This window comes from Oleiphilus sp. HI0080, assembly GCF_001635135.1.
The window spans coordinates 1-16,056 of record NZ_LWFU01000420.1 but is presented as its reverse complement, the minus strand read 5'-3'; the positions used below and the strand labels follow the sequence as shown (position 1 = coordinate 16,056).

15 protein-coding genes are annotated in these 16,056 nt (G+C 47.6%); 11 read left to right on the top strand and 4 right to left on the bottom strand.

The window, feature by feature from the left end:
* Both A3751_RS22700 and A3751_RS07930 read left to right on the top strand, forming a co-directional pair.
* On the top strand, nt 1-1,310 hold a 1,310-nt coding region (locus A3751_RS22700), incomplete at its 5' end, for a choice-of-anchor I family protein (RefSeq protein ID WP_197466233.1).
* A gap of 320 nt (nt 1,311-1,630) precedes the next feature.
* A complete protein-coding gene (locus A3751_RS07930) occupies nt 1,631-2,458 on the top strand; it encodes a UDP-2,3-diacylglucosamine diphosphatase (protein ID WP_068454089.1) in 828 nt (275 codons plus the stop codon).
* A gap of 93 nt (nt 2,459-2,551) precedes the next feature.
* Here the strand turns inward: A3751_RS07930 and A3751_RS07925 are convergent, their stop codons facing one another.
* Nucleotides 2,552-4,015, bottom strand: a complete 1,464-nt coding sequence (locus A3751_RS07925) for a wax ester/triacylglycerol synthase family O-acyltransferase (RefSeq protein ID WP_068454086.1) — start codon at nt 4,013-4,015, stop codon at nt 2,552-2,554.
* 173 nt (nt 4,016-4,188) lie between these two features.
* On the opposite strand from A3751_RS07925, the gene A3751_RS07920 reads away from it, so the two are divergent.
* Complete coding sequence (locus A3751_RS07920) at nt 4,189-5,052, top strand: tRNA (adenine(22)-N(1))-methyltransferase TrmK (protein ID WP_068454083.1); 864 nt, start codon at nt 4,189-4,191, stop codon at nt 5,050-5,052.
* Here the strand turns inward: A3751_RS07920 and A3751_RS07915 are convergent.
* The 3 genes from A3751_RS07915 to A3751_RS07905 form a co-directional block, all read right to left on the bottom strand.
* Nucleotides 5,049-6,125, bottom strand: coding sequence for a lipase secretion chaperone (locus tag A3751_RS07915; RefSeq protein ID WP_082863119.1), 1,077 nt, complete (start codon nt 6,123-6,125; stop codon nt 5,049-5,051). The two genes, A3751_RS07920 and A3751_RS07915, sit on opposite strands and share 4 nt — an antisense overlap.
* A 67-nt stretch (nt 6,126-6,192) precedes the next feature.
* Complete coding sequence (locus A3751_RS07910) at nt 6,193-7,155, bottom strand: triacylglycerol lipase (RefSeq protein ID WP_231871808.1); 963 nt, start codon at nt 7,153-7,155, stop codon at nt 6,193-6,195.
* 294 nt (nt 7,156-7,449) lie between these two features.
* Nucleotides 7,450-8,913: a malate:quinone oxidoreductase gene (locus tag A3751_RS07905; protein ID WP_068454077.1), complete on the bottom strand. Its 1,464-nt coding sequence runs from the start codon at nt 8,911-8,913 to the stop codon at nt 7,450-7,452.
* 303 nt (nt 8,914-9,216) lie between these two features.
* On the opposite strand from A3751_RS07905, the gene A3751_RS07900 reads away from it, so the two are divergent.
* The 8 genes from A3751_RS07900 to A3751_RS07865 form a co-directional block, all read left to right on the top strand.
* Nucleotides 9,217-10,701, top strand: a complete 1,485-nt coding sequence (locus A3751_RS07900; protein WP_068454074.1) for an NAD(P)/FAD-dependent oxidoreductase — start codon at nt 9,217-9,219, stop codon at nt 10,699-10,701.
* A gap of 466 nt (nt 10,702-11,167) precedes the next feature.
* The gene (locus A3751_RS07895) at nt 11,168-11,647 is read left to right on the top strand and encodes a Na+/H+ antiporter subunit E (protein ID WP_068454071.1); all 480 of its coding nucleotides are present in this window, start codon (nt 11,168-11,170) and stop codon (nt 11,645-11,647) included.
* 2 nt (nt 11,648-11,649) lie between these two features.
* Nucleotides 11,650-11,913, top strand: coding sequence for a monovalent cation/H+ antiporter complex subunit F (locus A3751_RS07890; RefSeq protein WP_068454069.1), 264 nt, complete (start codon nt 11,650-11,652; stop codon nt 11,911-11,913).
* Between the two features lie 26 nt (nt 11,914-11,939).
* Nucleotides 11,940-12,269, top strand: a complete 330-nt coding sequence (gene mnhG / locus A3751_RS07885) for a monovalent cation/H(+) antiporter subunit G (protein WP_156492327.1) — start codon at nt 11,940-11,942, stop codon at nt 12,267-12,269.
* Nucleotides 12,269-13,243, top strand: coding sequence for a DUF4040 domain-containing protein (locus A3751_RS07880; protein ID WP_082863118.1), 975 nt, complete (start codon nt 12,269-12,271; stop codon nt 13,241-13,243). The genes mnhG and A3751_RS07880 overlap by 1 nt, the downstream gene beginning before the upstream one ends.
* Nucleotides 13,240-13,596: a cation:proton antiporter subunit C gene (locus tag A3751_RS07875; RefSeq protein WP_068454065.1), complete on the top strand. Its 357-nt coding sequence runs from the start codon at nt 13,240-13,242 to the stop codon at nt 13,594-13,596. The genes A3751_RS07880 and A3751_RS07875 overlap by 4 nt, the downstream gene beginning before the upstream one ends.
* Nucleotides 13,596-15,101 carry a monovalent cation/H+ antiporter subunit D family protein gene (locus tag A3751_RS07870; RefSeq protein ID WP_068454062.1) on the top strand — a complete coding sequence of 502 codons (1,506 nt, stop codon included), beginning with the start codon at nt 13,596-13,598 and terminating at the stop codon, nt 15,099-15,101. The genes A3751_RS07875 and A3751_RS07870 overlap by 1 nt, the downstream gene beginning before the upstream one ends.
* Nucleotides 15,101-16,056 (top strand): proton-conducting transporter membrane subunit (locus A3751_RS07865; RefSeq protein WP_304439013.1); only part of this gene is annotated, 956 nt, incomplete at its 3' end. The genes A3751_RS07870 and A3751_RS07865, both read left to right, overlap by 1 nt.

The following is a 16,056-nucleotide window of genomic DNA, read 5'->3' as shown; positions in this document are numbered from 1 at the left end:
CCTTGCCCGACATGGTGACATTTACCCCTGATGGCAACACCGTTATCGCGGCAAATGAAGGAGAGCCAAATGGCGACTACTCCGTTGATCCAGAGGGCAGTGTCACAATTATCGACGTCTCTGGCGGAGCTGGGTCGCTTACGCCAAGTGATGTCACCCAGGTAACGTTCTCTGAATTCAATAGTGGCGGGAGCAAGACCCTAACGAACGAAGTACGAATTTCAAGCAAAGCTGCAAGCGTGTCGCAAGATCTTGAGCCTGAATATGTCGCGGTATCAGGGGATAGCAAGACAGCATTTGTGATCCTTCAGGAGAACAATGCCATTGCCATCATAGATCTTGAAAAGAAAGCGCTAAGCGCAGTTCAGGGACTGGGATACAAAAATTACCTAATTCCTGGTAACGAGATTGACCCAAGCAATAAAGATAATGGCATCAATATTCGCAACGTCCCTGTTTATGGTGTGTTTATGCCAGACTCTGCGGATGCATATGAGTTTAACGGTAAGACCTATTTAGTTACTGCCAATGAGGGTGATGGTCGCGAGTATCTGACGGACGCGAACGATGCCGGCGATTGTGCGGCTCAAGGCGGTATCGATTTCGATGACGGTGATTGCTTTCATTATTTAGATGAAATTCGTATCAAGGATATCGCATCCACCGGAGCAAGCTTTGATGCAGACCTTGTTGGCCTTGCAGGCGCAGACTTCGAAGATAGTGATCAACTCGGTCGTTTAAAAGTAATGACCGACATGGGCGTTAGCGGCGCATGTGCATCTCTAGCGACAACGGGACAACCTGCCGCAGATTGCACTTATGAGGCGCTCTATTCTTACGGCGCGCGATCTTTCTCTATCTGGGATGGAGAATCGGGCGCGCTTCTCTACGATTCTGGCAGCGACTTTGAAGTCATCACCGCGAACCGCTTGGGTGAGAATTTCAATGCGAGCAACGACGATAACGAAGGCGACGATCGCTCTGACGATAAAGGCCCAGAGCCTGAGGCAATCGAGATTGGCGCAATCAACAATCGGGTTTACGCTTTCATTGGTCTTGAGCGTGTTGGCGGCATCATGGTTTACGACATCACGACCCCCGAATCAGCAAACTTTGTTCAATATATCAATGAACGCGATTTCGACATTGCCGATCCGGAAGCGGACTTGGCAGATGTGGGTGATCTTGGGCCAGAATCAATCAAATTTGTGTCTGAGGAAGATAGCCCAACGGGAGATGCGATGCTGATTGTTGGAAATGAAGTGAGCGGGACTACAACATTTTTTAGCATCGATATCGTCAAGCAATAGCGGTTAACAAACGCTACGTTGAGTATAACGGCACTTCGACTGTCAGCAGACGCCGGCAGCGAAGTGTCATACACTTCTCACCCGTTTAGTGTACAAGCTACACACTCCGTACTTTCCCTCCGTACATTCCCTGCGTACTTTCCCTTCACTGTTTTCGTCAGTTAGAAATTAAGTCTGCAAATCGTTAGACAGTACTGATTTCTCGGTTCGGGTCCTGCGCTTTTCACCTGTAACTGTCATCAAAGCTTCATCACGTATTCACCTAATCGATACATGACAACCCTAGCCTATTCTTGTCACTAAACAGGAGGAGAGCTGTCATGTCAGCAACACCCGTAAAAGTGCGAAGCGTTTTTATATCTGACGTACATTTAGGAACCAGTGCATGCCAAGCGAAGTACCTACTCGATATGCTCCAACGTATCGAATGCGAGCAGCTTTTCCTGGTTGGAGACATCGTTGATTTGCTTGCACTCAGAAAACGTGCCCAGTTTCCCGCGCTACATCAAGCTGTCATCGCGCGCATTGTCGCTATGGCGCAGGCCGGCGTTGACGTGGTGTACATTCCCGGTAATCACGATGCACTGATACGTCGCTTTAATGGACAAACCATCTGCTCGATTCGCGTCGCCAACCACAGTCATTACAAAAGCCTGGATGGACGAACGTTTTTGGTCAGTCACGGGGACGAGTTTGATACCTTACTTCAATGCGCACCGTGGCTGAATTGGCTAGGCGACATATCGCATGAGTTTTTACTGAAGATTAATACGCTAGTAAACGCGATTCGTCGAGGGATTGGAAAACCCTACTGGTCTCTTGCGCGCTCGGTCAAGAAGCGTATCGGCTCCGCGCAGGTCTTCATCGAAAAGTACGAAAAGCTGGCGGCGCATCGAGCCATTGAGCAGCAAGTAGATGGATTTATATGCGGGCACATCCATCACTGGCAAATGTGCTTCCATGGCGCTGCGCTGTATATGAATGACGGTGACTGGGTCGAGCATTGTTCCGTTCTATTTGAGACGAAACAAGGAGAGTTTCAACTATGGCATTGGGCAGACACACAAGAGCTATTGGTTGGCGAAACAGGTCTGTCTAAACCCGAACAAACGCCATCGCCGGCTTATGCCAGTATCGCTTCTCAGTAAACGCACAAACCACAACGCGCTGCATCATGGTTGCCGTTTAAGTCCTATTGATTTCACCCGAACGGCAACCAAGTCTTTGCTAATAAACGAACGTTATTTCGCATCCACCTTCGTCTTACGCGGTGCTTTGCGCTTCCGTGGTTTTGGCGCGGGCTTTCTCACGAGCGCTTCTAGTTCGTCCAGCGCTGCTCCTGAGAACACGGCGAGGTTTTGCATGCTTGGCAATGAGTCACGACAGCCGGTATACCCAAAGTTCAAAGAACCGTCATAGCTAAGGCAGGTAATATTCAGAGCACCACCATGTGCAATCAACGATACTGGATACATTGCTTCAAGCTTAGAGCCATTATAATAAAGCGTGTCTTTTGGTCCTGGGACATTGGAGATCGTGATGTTAAACGCGGGTCGCATGCGTCCGCCTAAACCGGTCAAGAGCTGCAGAGAATAAGGGGCCATCATTAACATCGTGTATTGCGTTAACGATGCTCTGGGCAAGCTTTGCAAATGCGCCTTCGCGATACGAGTTGACTCTTTTATGGTAGCGAGGCGTTTTAAAGGGTCCGCTTGATCGGTGGCTAAACTTGCGATCATAAAACTAATGGCTGTGCCTGTGCCATCGTCATCTGCAGGTCGGATATTGACAGGTATACCGGCCGTTAGCGGATGATCGGGAAGCGCTTCTTTTTCAAGCAAAAATTGCCGCAATGCAGTACCGCATAAGTAGAGCACGATGTCGTTCAGCGAAGCGTCGGCCGCTTCTGCAAGCGCTTTGATGCGATCAAGTGTGTACTGTTGAGTCGCAAAACGGCGAGCGGGTTGTACTCGACCATTGATGATCGAATTTGGTCCTACGAAGGGAGCAGCTAGCTCTTGTCGATCTTGGACCGATGAACTAACGAGCTTCGCTAAGGCTGTCACTAACTGTGGCGTGTTGGAAGCTTGCTCTTTTATCGCATCAATCGCCTGCTCGACCGCGCCTTGCCATGTGGGAATGCCCTCTGACTCCCCGCTTTTTTTCCGCTTCGGCGGCGCGATTGACCAAGGTGGCGCCATGTTGACGTCATCTGGCGAATCAGACAGCGTTCTCTGGAGCAGTCTTACTCCACTAATCCCGTCAATTAATGAATGATGCATTTTTGTATAGATTGCGAAGCGATCGTTCTCTAGCCCCTCAATAACGTGACACTCCCAGAGGGGACGCTTAAAGTCCATTCTGTTAGAGTGCAGCCGCGACACTAGGATACCAAGCTCACGTTCGCCACCCGGTTTTGGTAACGCCGAATGCCGAATATGGTAATCAAGGTCAATATCTTTATCGACGACCCATGACGGCGCGATCATTCGTCCAAGGCGGCTTGGCTTTGCGAGCTTCTTATTCCAAGGAGATACGAGACTCGAGGCCGCTTTCATTCGTGCAACATCATCGCGCAAAAAGGTTTCGGGAGCACCGTCTGGTAACGAAAAGATCTGCAAATTACCAACATGCATTGGCGTATCTTCAGAGTCCAACGCTAACCATGAGGCATCTAATACATTAATCTTATTTTCCTGACCCATGATAAGGGCTCCTTTGAATCTAAAAAATTACGCGCAACTTTAGCACAACCCGCGCGATAAACTGAGTTGGCATATCTGTTTTTTGTAAACAGTACAATTATTAACGGAAAATCCACGGTTCCGCTTCGTGAACCTAAATTTAAGACCACGCACTTTGCCTATATGGTAGTAATATGAGCTTGAGTAAAAACACTGAGACAAAACTCAATACAGGTAAAAAATTAGGAAATCGCCTATCGACGATTGACCAGTTTATCTTGTCTGAGTACACCCATATCTGGGATTGTTGCTGTGATCACGGTTTACTTGGGATGCGCCTTCTTGATCGGAAGGCTGCGCCTCACATTCACTTTGTCGATGTATCCCAAGCACTAATCGAACAAGTGAAGCACAAGTTGCAAACGCATCAAGCGACGAGCCCCATCGAAAGCAAATGGTATGCTCACTGTCTCGATGCGGCCACAATCGATATCTCGGCGTTGAATGGAAAACATCTGTTCGTGATCGCCGGCGTCGGCGGAGATCTAACTAGCGACATCGTAAGCGCACTTATACGAGGCATCGATGGCGGCCCCTCAAAGCTCGAAGTTGACTTTTTACTTTGTCCGATACGACACCATTACACTCTTCGTAGGGCGCTTAGACGTCTTGGCTGCAACTTAAAGCGCGAAGTCTTGGTCGAAGAGAATCGCCGTATTTATGAGGTGGTGCTCGTATCCTACCAAGCTGAAAACGGCTCAAGAAAGGACGGTGACAATGACAAAGCTCTCGATTTCGAAGGCGCGACCTGCGCATCAGCGGCGAGAGACAACGACCTGTTGGATAATCGCACCGCACAGGAAAGCGATTCGCTCCGCCCAATAAGCGAAACAGGTGAGGATATCTGGTGTCCAGTCGACATGAGACAAAAAGAGATCGCCTGCCGGTACTTGCATTCGCTCATTCAGCATTACGCGCGAATGGCCGAGTCTGGCTCCGAAGACGCCCTCCAAAAACTCAAGGCATATCAAGGGATTGCGATTCACGAGCGATACTAAAAAACGTTATTAATCTGATCGAGTGATGCCACTCTCACCTGCTCTGTTTCGCTGAATAGCTGTTGTCTGAGTACGTTGATTTCGTTTAGCTGTGATTCTTTGTCCAGCCCGGTGTTTCCGATGATCGCATCCCGTTTAACGCTGTAGTCATTATATCTACTCGTCCACTTGGCACGCTCTGCATCCAGTTCTGAAAGTCTTTGAGCCGCTGGCTCGCCCACCGTAGAAACACGCTGAACATAAAGTGCTTCAGGGTCAGATTCGGATGCGCTCTGCGTAGCCTCCCTAAGCAAAGCCACGGGGTTTGCCGACTGACGGCTCTCTATAAACGCTCTGGGCATCTGAGAATCAAGGATTTTCAGCGATGCTTGTTTCTGCGAAGGGCTCAGCGCAGGGTCAGCGTTAATCTGAAGTTTTTGTAGCATATAGTCGTCGTATTGTTCGCGCTCCGAGTAAAAGGCCTCATGCAACTCAACGCTTAAATGTTCTTGGCGGAGTTGCTTTACCAGCTCCAAGCGCTCTTTGACGAGTGACAGATACTCGCCACCGAGGCTTACTTGCTGACCTGTTGCTGAAAACGAAGCGATTTTCTCTGAAAATGCCGCCTCTAAATCATAAACTGCCGCCTTGTAATCGACATAATCCGCAAGTGCTTTGAGCGCTTGAGTAAGCGCGGGATCTTCAAGTTTGTAGTTTAAGTATTCTTCGATGCGAGCGAGAACAACATCGAGCTCTTCTTCTTCGATCGCAGAAAAGAAAAAATCAAACACGTCCTTAATATCAGAAGAAATCCGCAGATTTCCCTGTTCGTCAACGGCCAAATCTCTATCGAAGTAAATACCTTTCAGCGAACTAACAAGTGCGCCGTGGCGAGAGGTGTAAGGTAATTGCGATGATTGATCGTCATGGGGTATTTTTATCGGCTCGCTCGACGATAGATCTTTGGTTACGGTCAAGATATCGGAACGATTCTCAACTACATCAACAGCAGGAGGTTTGCTCCAATGCCATACGGCAAGGCAACTAAAAACGACGACACTGATGGCCATCACTGCGGATGTGCGTTTAAGCATAGGTTGATGCCTGGTAAGATCAATTACAAAATAAAGGAGGGCAACAGCCCCCCCTCTAACGTTCAGCTTACAAGCCTGCGGCCTTTAAGCGACGTGCATGATTCTCAAAGAGAACCACTGGGTCAACTTCAAACAAATTAGACAGCCCGAAGAACAAGTTCACGCCATCAAGGTGGTTGAGGTTGTAATCTGTAGAAATAACATCACCCCAATTCTGTTGACATTGTCCCACTAAACCGTCGTTTTCCTGGCCAATCATCGTAGCACCAGTAAACAGTAAAAATGGATCAGAGATATCTAATGCGTTTGTGGCAATCCAATCGCCACCCCAGGAATAGTAACGAATGCCATTAACAACGCTCGCGCCTTCGCCACAGTAACTTGTGGGACGTCCTGCTGGGAATAGGTTATTGAACTGCTCCGCACCCGGTGTGGTAAGGAATGTCACTGCACCTAGCGCGTCTTGCGCGTAGTCTGGGTTACCTGAAAGTGCATCGATAATGTTACCCAAGAAATTCAGGGCACCTTCGATCAGCGCTTCCGTGCCACCACCGACCGGAACGATACCGCGCGCCGCATCAGCAAAACCGGAACCGCTATTTGCACCATTGACAGATGTAACCGACGCAACCAAATCTGGGCGAACGCCAGCAACATAACGGCTTGTTGGTGAACCAAGACTATGGCCAATCAAGTTGAACTTTTGAGCCCCGGTAATCGCCTTGAGTTCCTCAAGATATGCAAGCAGCTGCTCGCCGCGTACATAACCATCTTCCCAAGATGTGACATTAGGGATATAGACCTTTGCGCCACGCTCTTCTAGTTCGCTTTTAACGCCATAAAAGTAATCGATACCGAGAATGCTATCAAAGCCGGAAAGACCATGAACAAGCACGATTGGGTTTTGTGTTTTGTAAGCCGTGCAATCCTGCCACCACCAACAAAACGCGTTTGCGGCTGCACTCTGCATGAGCAAGCCTGTAAATAAAATACTACTGAAAAAGGTTTTACTTTTAATCCATTGCATCATCGTATGCCTTTTATTTTTATTGCTATCGATGCACAACATTCGGTACTGCGGAATGACTGCTTGTACGTGAGCGCATTATGTTAGCTTTGTGGCGAAATTCGACATTGGATGTTCGTCGCATTTTTTAAATTTAGGAGGAAATAACTGGTATTGATTGTTTGGATATTGCCGCTGTAAAGAGTTTGGAGCGGCTTAAGAAATAGGCTTATATATGCGCCTATCGACAGAGTCCAACGCAAAAGGGCGCATGAAAATGCGCCCTTAAACCTACTCGATTGTTAACAGTGTTAGCGTCTAGTTGCTACGAGCCGGTCGCACTTTAAGAATGGCGTCTACGCGGTTTCGTATCTCACGATATTTATCTGCGTCGTCAATTAACGCGTCTAAATCGGGCTCTTCAAACATATCCTTGAGCGCCTTCTTGCTCTCTTCCTTTTTTACGAGCTTTGGAAACATTTGCTCTACACAGCGCAACATCACCTCAGGAGAGACGGATGCACCGGGCGACGCGCCAAGCAAGGTGCCATAGGTCTGATCCTCATTAACGATGATTTCGGTACCCATTTGAAGGTCACCGTCTTTGATAATCTGTACCCTTTGACCTGCCTGCGAAACTTGCCAATCAAAACGGGTACTTAATCCAGGCGCAAACTCCTCCAAAGTTTCAAGCATCGCGCTTTTTCCTTTGAATGTTTCTTTAAACAAGTAGGAAACCAGCGGGAAATGCTCTTTCGCAACATTTAGCAGGTTTGGAATATCGTGAAGGTGAATCATACGAATAAACTCGATAATCCCCCTTCCCTTTTCCAAGATCGGTGAAAACGTCGCAAAGGGCCCAAACAGTAGATAATGCTTGCCATCAGCAGCGCGTAAATCTAGATGAGGAACAGACATTGGTGGCGCACCAACGGCGGCCTTGCCATACGTTTTAGCGTCATATTCTTTGGCTGTTTTTTCATCGATCTCAGTGAGAAGGAAGCGGCCCCCAACGGGGAAACCGGAGAAGCGTCGAGCCATAGGTAAATGGCTTGCTTTTAAGATTGGAAAGGCCCCGCCACCGGCACCGACGAACAGCTTGTCTGCGCGAAACTGGACGTCTTTATCTCCCTGCTTACACTCGATTAACCATGTGCCAGAAGGGCTTTTATGAACACGGCCAACGTGCGTATTGTATTCGAAATTGACGCCCTGCTCGTTTTTCATATACGCGGCAAGCTCTCGCGTGATGGCTTCAAAGTTTACGTCAGTGCCATGGTCAACCATGGTTGCCGCCATTTTCTGATCGCGCGGTCGGCCATCCATTGCAAGCGGCAGCCATTCTTTGATTTTGTCGAAATCTTCAGATAGCTCCATTTCGTCGAAAAAATGGTGACTTGCCATCTCCTTATACCGCATATGCAAAAGGCTAATGCTGTCTTCGTTAACGAGAGTGCAGTGTTTCGTAGGGTTAATTATGGTTGAGGGATCTTTAACGATGCCCTTTTCTACAAGATAAGCCCAATACTGTTTAGCCACGTTGAATTGCGCGTGGATGGTCAACGCCTTTTCAACGCTAATCACCTCTTCATCAACCGGTGTGTAGTTGAGTTCGCAGTTTGCCTCGTGGCCCGTTCCTGCGTTGTTAAACACACTTGAATTACTGCCCGCGGCCTGATCAAGGCGTTCTATGACAGTAATCTTCAGATTTGGGTCGATTGTCTTGGCAATATTGGCGAAGGTGACGCCCATAATGCCAGCCCCAATGATGACAACATCCATTATTTGATTCCTTTTGAGAAAATCGCTGCACTCAGAGATGGGAGCGCTTTTGCTTTAAACCTTTGACAGGCGAATTTTAGCACCTATTTGCATTCAGGCGATCATTAATGCTTATAACTGTAAGCTAATTTTCAGGATCACCCATATGCATTCGTATGTCTTACGTACCATGCCGAATGCAGGATTAATTCATCGCAGGCTTGGTGCTGTCCAAAAATCATAAATAACGTCTTATTTTCAGCATTCCTCGCTCACTTGTTTCGGCTTAGAGTCATATGCTTCAAAAACGTAGTGGTACACAGTATGAAGCGAAATCCAGCAGTTTGCGTCATAGGCGCGGGTATGACCGGCATTTTGATGGTAAAAAAGTTACGCGATATTGGCATAACCGATATTGTGGTCTTCGAGAAGAAAGATGAGATTGGCGGTACCTGGAGGGAAAATACCTACCCGGGTGTTGCCTGTGATGTGCCTTCACACATGTATACCTATTCCTTTGAGCCGAACCCTAACTGGAGCAACTTCTTCGCTCGTGGTCCAGAGATAAAAGCGTATTTTGAACACGTAACCGACAAATATGATATTCGGCAGCACATTCATTTCAATGAAGCGGTATCGGACGCCGTTTATGACGCTGGTAAATGGTATGTAAAAACGGTTCAGAATAAGGACTACGTTTTTGACTTCGTGATTTCTGCTACGGGGATTCTTCATCATCCCGCCTACCCTGAGATCGAGGGTTTGGACACTTTCGAAGGCAGTACATTTCATACTGCGGAATGGGACCATTCGGTAAACACTGGAAGCGGATCGCGCGTTGGGATTATCGGTACAGGATCAACAGCGGCGCAGGCTATCCCTGAGCTCGTAAACAGTGGCGCAGAGGTCACGGTTTTTCAACGAACACCGCAGTGGGTATTGCCGCTCAAGGACTTCAACATTAGCGACAAAGCTAAGCGTCTTTTCAATCGCTTCGGGTTTATCCACAGGTTTATGCGCCGCTTCGCGATCTTCTTTATGGAGCATATGTTTACCAAAGCGGTCACAGGTCATCCCATCCAAAAGAAAATTCTAGAATGGGCGTGCAAGTCGAATCTTAGATTAAGCATTAAAAACAAAGCGTTGCGAGACAAACTTAGACCAAATTATCAAGTAGGTTGTAAGCGCGTCATTGTGAACACCACTTTTTATCCAGCCATCCAAAAAGACAACGCCCATCTTGTTACGGAGCGCATCGACCGGATTACGCCCGCAGGTGTACTCACAACAGATGGCGTTTTGCATAAGCTCGATGTTTTGGTTCTATCAACCGGTTTTAAACCATTAAGCTTTATGCGCCCTATGAACATGACGGGGAAAGATGGTCTCCATATTAATGATGCGTGGGCGCATTCTGTGAAAGCGTATCGATCGATGCTTTTACCCCACTTCCCTAACTTCTTTCTTATGCTTGGTCCCAATACGCCAATCGGTAACTTCTCTGTGATCGCAATGAGCGAGGTTCAAGGCGATTATGTTTTGAAGCTCATCAATAAATGGCGCGAAAACGAGTTTGACGAGCTTGAGCCAAAACCCGAAGCGATCACACGATTTAATGACTACGTAAAACGGGGGCTTAAAGGAACGGCATGGGTTGGTGGTTGTCAAAGCTGGTACCTCGATGCGGATGGTGATCCGATTCTTTGGCCCTACACTTGGGCAAAATGGGTCGAGGAAATGGCAGAGCCTAATATGGCGGACTTAGATGCCGTTCAATTTTCTGCTCAGCAGCAATCGAACGTCGCGTAATTCAACAAAAACGTTTAAAGGAGCGCATGCGCATTGCGCGGCACTGACAGGGGTGGGTTCGATCAGATTATTGATCAACGCGCTTAAGCCTCTAGCAAACTATGCTGTACACGGTGCAACAATGGGGCTGCATTAATGGGGCTTCATTCAAACATTGAGCCGATTGACTCCACCACTGGACCTTGAAAGATCAGCAAACGGTCTTTCCTAGGCCTTGCCGGATAGCGTGTGTTTTCTTAGCACGCTCTGATGTTAACCGTGCAGATTGCAAAGTCTTCGATAATTTTGAAACCACTGCGCCGTCAAAACAATCCATCTTATTAAAAATAAAGATAACAAATCGTAAGTTTATTCTTTGATGTTTTAAGGCTAAGGTTTTCGACCGTTCAAGTGCGATTTATTTTGTGACCTAGCGCACTTTTAATTTGTAACTATACTTAGAACAAATTTTGTTCGGGCTCCTACAATGCATCTACTCAAATGGGCAATTCTTCTAGCCCTGTTCTGGCTTTTATTGTCAGGTATTTATCAGCCTTTGATCATTGGGTTTGGCGTATTTTCAGTGCTACTCGTGTTATTTGTACTCAAAAGAATGGATCAAACCGACTCTGAGCCTAAGCCAGTTGCCTCTGGTGCGCGTATCTCTCGTTACTTTGTTTGGCTGACAGGCCAAATAATTGCCTCTAGTGTTCATGTTACAAAGTTGGTTTGGGGCAACCCCAAGAATCTAAGCCCGTCACTTGCAAAGGTTTCAGTCGCGCAAGTACCAGATAAAGTCCGCGTACTCTACGCAAACTCCATCACTCTAACGCCAGGAACGCTAAGCGTGGATCTTGAAGACGACGAAATTACTGTCCATGCTCTGCAAAGCGCGTCAATCGGTGAGCTCAAAGAGGGTGACATGGAGAACAAGATAACGTCAATTTGGGGTAAGAAGGAATCTTAACTATGACCTTAATGGCTGCAATATGCATTGCGATACTCGTCGTCATGGGTTTAGCGCTTGCCCGTGCGTTTAGCGCTCCAACAGTCTATGACCGAATTCTTGGCGTTAATATGTTTGGCACGAAGACGGTGCTCTTCATCGCAGCGGTAGGCTTTTTAAATGGTCGGCCAGATTTTTTGGATATTGCTATTGTTTATGCGCTCATCAACTTCATCGGCATGGTGGCGGTTTTGAGGTTTTTTGAATACACCGCGACACTCGATTAAAACAACAAATAAATTAGGGACTTGGCTTGATCGCTTTAGATATAGTTAGTGGCGCCTTTTTAGTAATTGGCGTTTTTTTCGGATTGACCGGCGCCGTCGGGTTATTTCGTTTTCCGGACTTTTTTACTCGGGTTCATGCTGCGAGCGTGACGGATTCCGTATCTGCGATTTTCATTCTTTTTGGTCTGGCATTACAGTCTGGACTCACATTGGTTACCGTCAAACTTGCATTCATACTGCTCTTTCTGCTCTTAACCGCACCTACTGCGTCACACGCCCTTGCCAAATCTGCACGCCATGGTGGTCTACTGAGCATCGCCGAGAAAACGCATGGAAACTCTAAGGAGAGAGATTAATGGAATTATTGATTGATCTCGTCTTGCTAGGAATGCTTGCGCTCACGGCCATTAGAATTATCTTTTTAAAAGATCTGTTTGCGGTAGTGATGCTATTTGGTATCTACAGTTTTCTTTCTGCGCTTATTTTTGTCAGTCTCGACGCGGTCGACGTGGCCTTTACGGAAGCTGCGGTGGGGGCAGGAATATCCACAGTACTCATGCTTTCAACGCTGGCTCTGACGGGCCGGACTGAGAAAACAAATTCGCAATCTTCATTTTTACCATTGGTAGTAGTTTTGGTAACAGGCGCTGTGCTGATTTATGGCACCGTCGACATGCCTCCATTTGGTCATGCAGACAATCCGGTGCATGAGCATGTCGCGCCACGCTACATCGAGCAGTCTCCGCAAGAAGTCGGGTTACCAAACATGGTGACATCAGTCTTGGCGAGCTACCGAGGCTTCGACACTTTAGGCGAAACTGTTGTGGTCTTCGCCGCCATGATTGGCGTGCTTTCCCTGCTGGCAGTAAAACGGGAAGAAAAGGCCCCCGAAGCTGGCCTTGTCTCACATACGGTGTTGCGTGTTGTCGCGAAAATTTGCATTCCATTGATTATATTGTTCGCACTTTACGTGCAATTTCACGGAGATTTCGGCCCTGGCGGTGGATTTCAGGCTGGCGTAATCGCCGCAGCTGCGTTCATCCTGTACGCACTTGTGTTTGGTCTTCGCATGTCCTTCCACGTCGTTAGCCCTCAGTTTCTAAAGCTGCTAGCGCCATTAGGCGTTCTGCTATACGCGTCTGTTGGCTTGGTTAGCATGGCAAAAGGCGGCAACTTTCTAGACTATAACGTGCTTGCTAATGACCCGGTCGCAGGTCAGCACATTGGTATTATAGTGATAGAGCTAGGAGTCGGTATCACCGTTTTTGCCGTGATGTTAAGTATTTTTTATGCGTTCGCGAGCCAAGCAGAGAGGTCGAACATTCAATGAACCTTTTGTTTGATCACTACAACTATTGGATCGTAATTTTTTTGATGATGTCAGGGTTTTACATCGTCATCTCGGCCAACAATCTCGTTAAAAAAGTTGTTGGTTTAAACGTGTTCCAGACTTCTGTCTTTATGCTTTACATTTCAATGGGAAAAGTCTCTGGAGGCTCAGCCCCTATTGTTGCCGAGGGGATCGAGGTCTATTCGAACCCCTTGCCGCATGTACTGATACTCACTGCCATCGTGGTGGGCGTAGCTACTACTTCAGTAGGCCTTTCTTTGATTGTCCGCATCAAGCGCGCTTATGGAACAGTCGAGGAGAATGAATTTCAAGACAAGGATGACGTCATCTAATGGTCGCAGAACACCTTCCTATACTTCCCGTCCTTATTCCCCTTTTAGCGGCGCCAATTGCGATACTTGTAGGACGTTCATCGCTCGCTTGGCTGCTCTCTACTAGTGCGAGTATCGCCGCATTTTTTGTCGCGATTGGCCTATTGGAGTTGACGCTGGCGAATGGAGCGATTCGTTATGCATTGGGTGGCTGGAGCCCACCTTGGGGCATAGAGATGCGTATCGATGTCGCCAGTGCATTTGTGTTACTCGCCGTATCCGGTATTTCTAGCTTGGTGCTCATCTATGCACGCGCTAGCATTGAAAAGGAAATCAAAGAAGGGCAACACACGCTTTATTACACGGCGCACTTGCTATGTCTTGCAGGCCTTTCCGGGATACTGATCACCGGTGACGCGTTTAACCTTTTCGTATTCCTTGAAATTTCTTCTCTCGCGACCTACACCCTCGTGAGCTTAGCCTCTGATAGGCGATGCCTGACTGCCGCATTTCGGTACTTGGTGATGGGTACAATTGGCGCGACCTTCATACTGATCGGCGTAGGCATGCTGTATATGAAGACGGGAACACTTAACATGCTGGATCTTGGAGATCGTCTTCAAGCAATCGAGACCAGTCGTACCGTCAATACCGGGCTTGCCTTCATCATGGTTGGCGTCGGTATTAAACTCGCTCTCTTTCCTTTGCATATGTGGCTTCCTGGCGCGTATACCCATGCCCCTTCTGCGGTTACCGCGTTCTTGGCTGGAACAGCGACAAAAGTAGCTGTTTACGTCATGATCCGCTTTATATACACCGTGTTTGGCGCGGAGCATGTTTTTGAAGAAATGAGTATGAGTATCATTCTACTCGCTCTTGCGATCGTAGGTATTTTCAAATGCTCGTTTACCGCTGCCATTCAAAGCAATGTAAAAACATTACTCGCTTATAGTAGTGTGGCGCAAATTGGCTATATCGTTCTTGGCATCAGCCTCGTCAGCATTACTGGTTTAACCGCAAGTCTTTTGCATATTTTCAATCACGCATTGATGAAAGGCGCTTTATTCATGGCCGTTGGTGCGGTGCTTTACCGAGTAGGTAGTGTTGAAATTCGATCATTTAACGGGCTTGGTCGCGCAATGCCCTGGACCATGGCCGCCTTTACTATTGCTGGCTTAAGTATTATCGGTGTTCCGTTAACTGTTGGTTTTATCAGTAAGTGGTATTTAGTGACTGGCGCACTAGAGCAAGGCAATTGGATTGTCGCGTTTTTAGTCTTGTTAGCCTCGCTGTTCGCAGTCGTGTACATCGGTCGCGTGCTGGAAGCGGCTTACTTCCAAAAATTGCCAGAAGGCGTCGATGCTTCAAGTATTAAGGAAGCCCCAATACTTATGCTCTTACCTATGTGGGTACTGGTTTTGGCGAATATTTATTTTGGTTTGGATACTGAACTAACAATCAACGCCGCTTCGAGTGCTGCTTCCGCATTGACTCAGGGTTCAGCGCTGCTTGGAGGTGGCCAATAATGTTTTGGAGTTCCTTTGACGCCGCAACCCTTATAAACCTATCGATTGCGATTCCACTGATCGGTGGCGTGTTGGTTTTGTTAACGGGAAAAATTCCGAATTTGCGCGAGGCCGCCTCTCTTGCGACCGCATTCATCCTGTTCACATTGGTGCTCGAAATCACGCAGCGCATTTTTGCTGGTGAGGCCATGTCTACGACCTGGGTTGAGTTATTTCCAGGCATTGGTTTGTCGTTCGATATTGAGCCATTGGGTGTTGTGTTTGCAATTGTTGCGAGCGCACTTTGGCCCGTAACCACGATTTATGCAATTGGCTATATGCGGGGCCACAACGAAGAAAATCAAACAAGGTTTTTCTTTTGCTTTGCGTTAGCAATTAGCTCGGTTATGGCGATTTGTTTTTCTGGCAATTTACTTACACTGTTTGTTTTTTATGAAGTACTTACGCTTTCGACCTATCCGCTCGTGACTCATGCAGGTACGGACGCCGCAAAGCAAGGTGGACGAGTATATCTTGGTATTTTGATCAGCACTTCAATTGCCTTTTTGTTGCTTGCAATTTTGGGCACGTGGCAGGTAGCTGGTACGCTCGACTTTACTCCCGGGGGCGTATTTGCGAACGCGGACGGGGCCCCTATTCTCGGTATTCTTTTGGTTCTCTTTTGTTATGGCATTGGTAAAGCGGCACTTATGCCATTTCACCGCTGGCTCCCCGCCGCGATGGTCGCGCCCACGCCCGTTAGTGCTCTACTCCATGCTGTTGCTGTTGTTAAAGCAGGGGTATTTAGTGTTTTAAAGGTCGTAATATATATTTTCGGGCTTGAGCAACTTAAAGAGATTTCGCTGACTGATGTGATGCTATATATCGCAGCAACGACCGTCTTGCTTTCATCGTGTATTGCGATGACTAAGGACAACCTCAAAGCACGCCTCGCATACTCTACCGTTAGCCAGTT

Excerpts from the sequence above, each read along its gene's own strand:
- A3751_RS07890 (WP_068454069.1), top strand. The coding sequence starts at position 11,650 with ATGACCTTAATGGCTGCAATATGCATTGCGATACTCGTCGTCATGGGT.
- A3751_RS07875 (WP_068454065.1), top strand. The coding sequence starts at position 13,240 with ATGAACCTTTTGTTTGATCACTACAACTATTGGATCGTAATTTTTTTG.
- A3751_RS07880 (WP_082863118.1), top strand. The coding sequence starts at position 12,269 with ATGGAATTATTGATTGATCTCGTCTTGCTAGGAATGCTTGCGCTCACG.
- A3751_RS07920 (WP_068454083.1), top strand. The coding sequence starts at position 4,189 with ATGAGCTTGAGTAAAAACACTGAGACAAAACTCAATACAGGTAAAAAA.
- A3751_RS07900 (WP_068454074.1), top strand. The coding sequence starts at position 9,217 with ATGAAGCGAAATCCAGCAGTTTGCGTCATAGGCGCGGGTATGACCGGC.
- A3751_RS07895 (WP_068454071.1), top strand. The coding sequence starts at position 11,168 with ATGCATCTACTCAAATGGGCAATTCTTCTAGCCCTGTTCTGGCTTTTA.
- A3751_RS07910 (WP_231871808.1), bottom strand. The coding sequence starts at position 7,155 with ATGATGCAATGGATTAAAAGTAAAACCTTTTTCAGTAGTATTTTATTT.
- A3751_RS07905 (WP_068454077.1), bottom strand. The coding sequence starts at position 8,913 with ATGGATGTTGTCATCATTGGGGCTGGCATTATGGGCGTCACCTTCGCC.
- A3751_RS07915 (WP_082863119.1), bottom strand. The coding sequence starts at position 6,125 with ATGCTTAAACGCACATCCGCAGTGATGGCCATCAGTGTCGTCGTTTTT.
- A3751_RS07925 (WP_068454086.1), bottom strand. The coding sequence starts at position 4,015 with ATGGGTCAGGAAAATAAGATTAATGTATTAGATGCCTCATGGTTAGCG.
- A3751_RS07930 (WP_068454089.1), top strand. The coding sequence starts at position 1,631 with ATGTCAGCAACACCCGTAAAAGTGCGAAGCGTTTTTATATCTGACGTA.
- A3751_RS07870 (WP_068454062.1), top strand. The coding sequence starts at position 13,596 with ATGGTCGCAGAACACCTTCCTATACTTCCCGTCCTTATTCCCCTTTTA.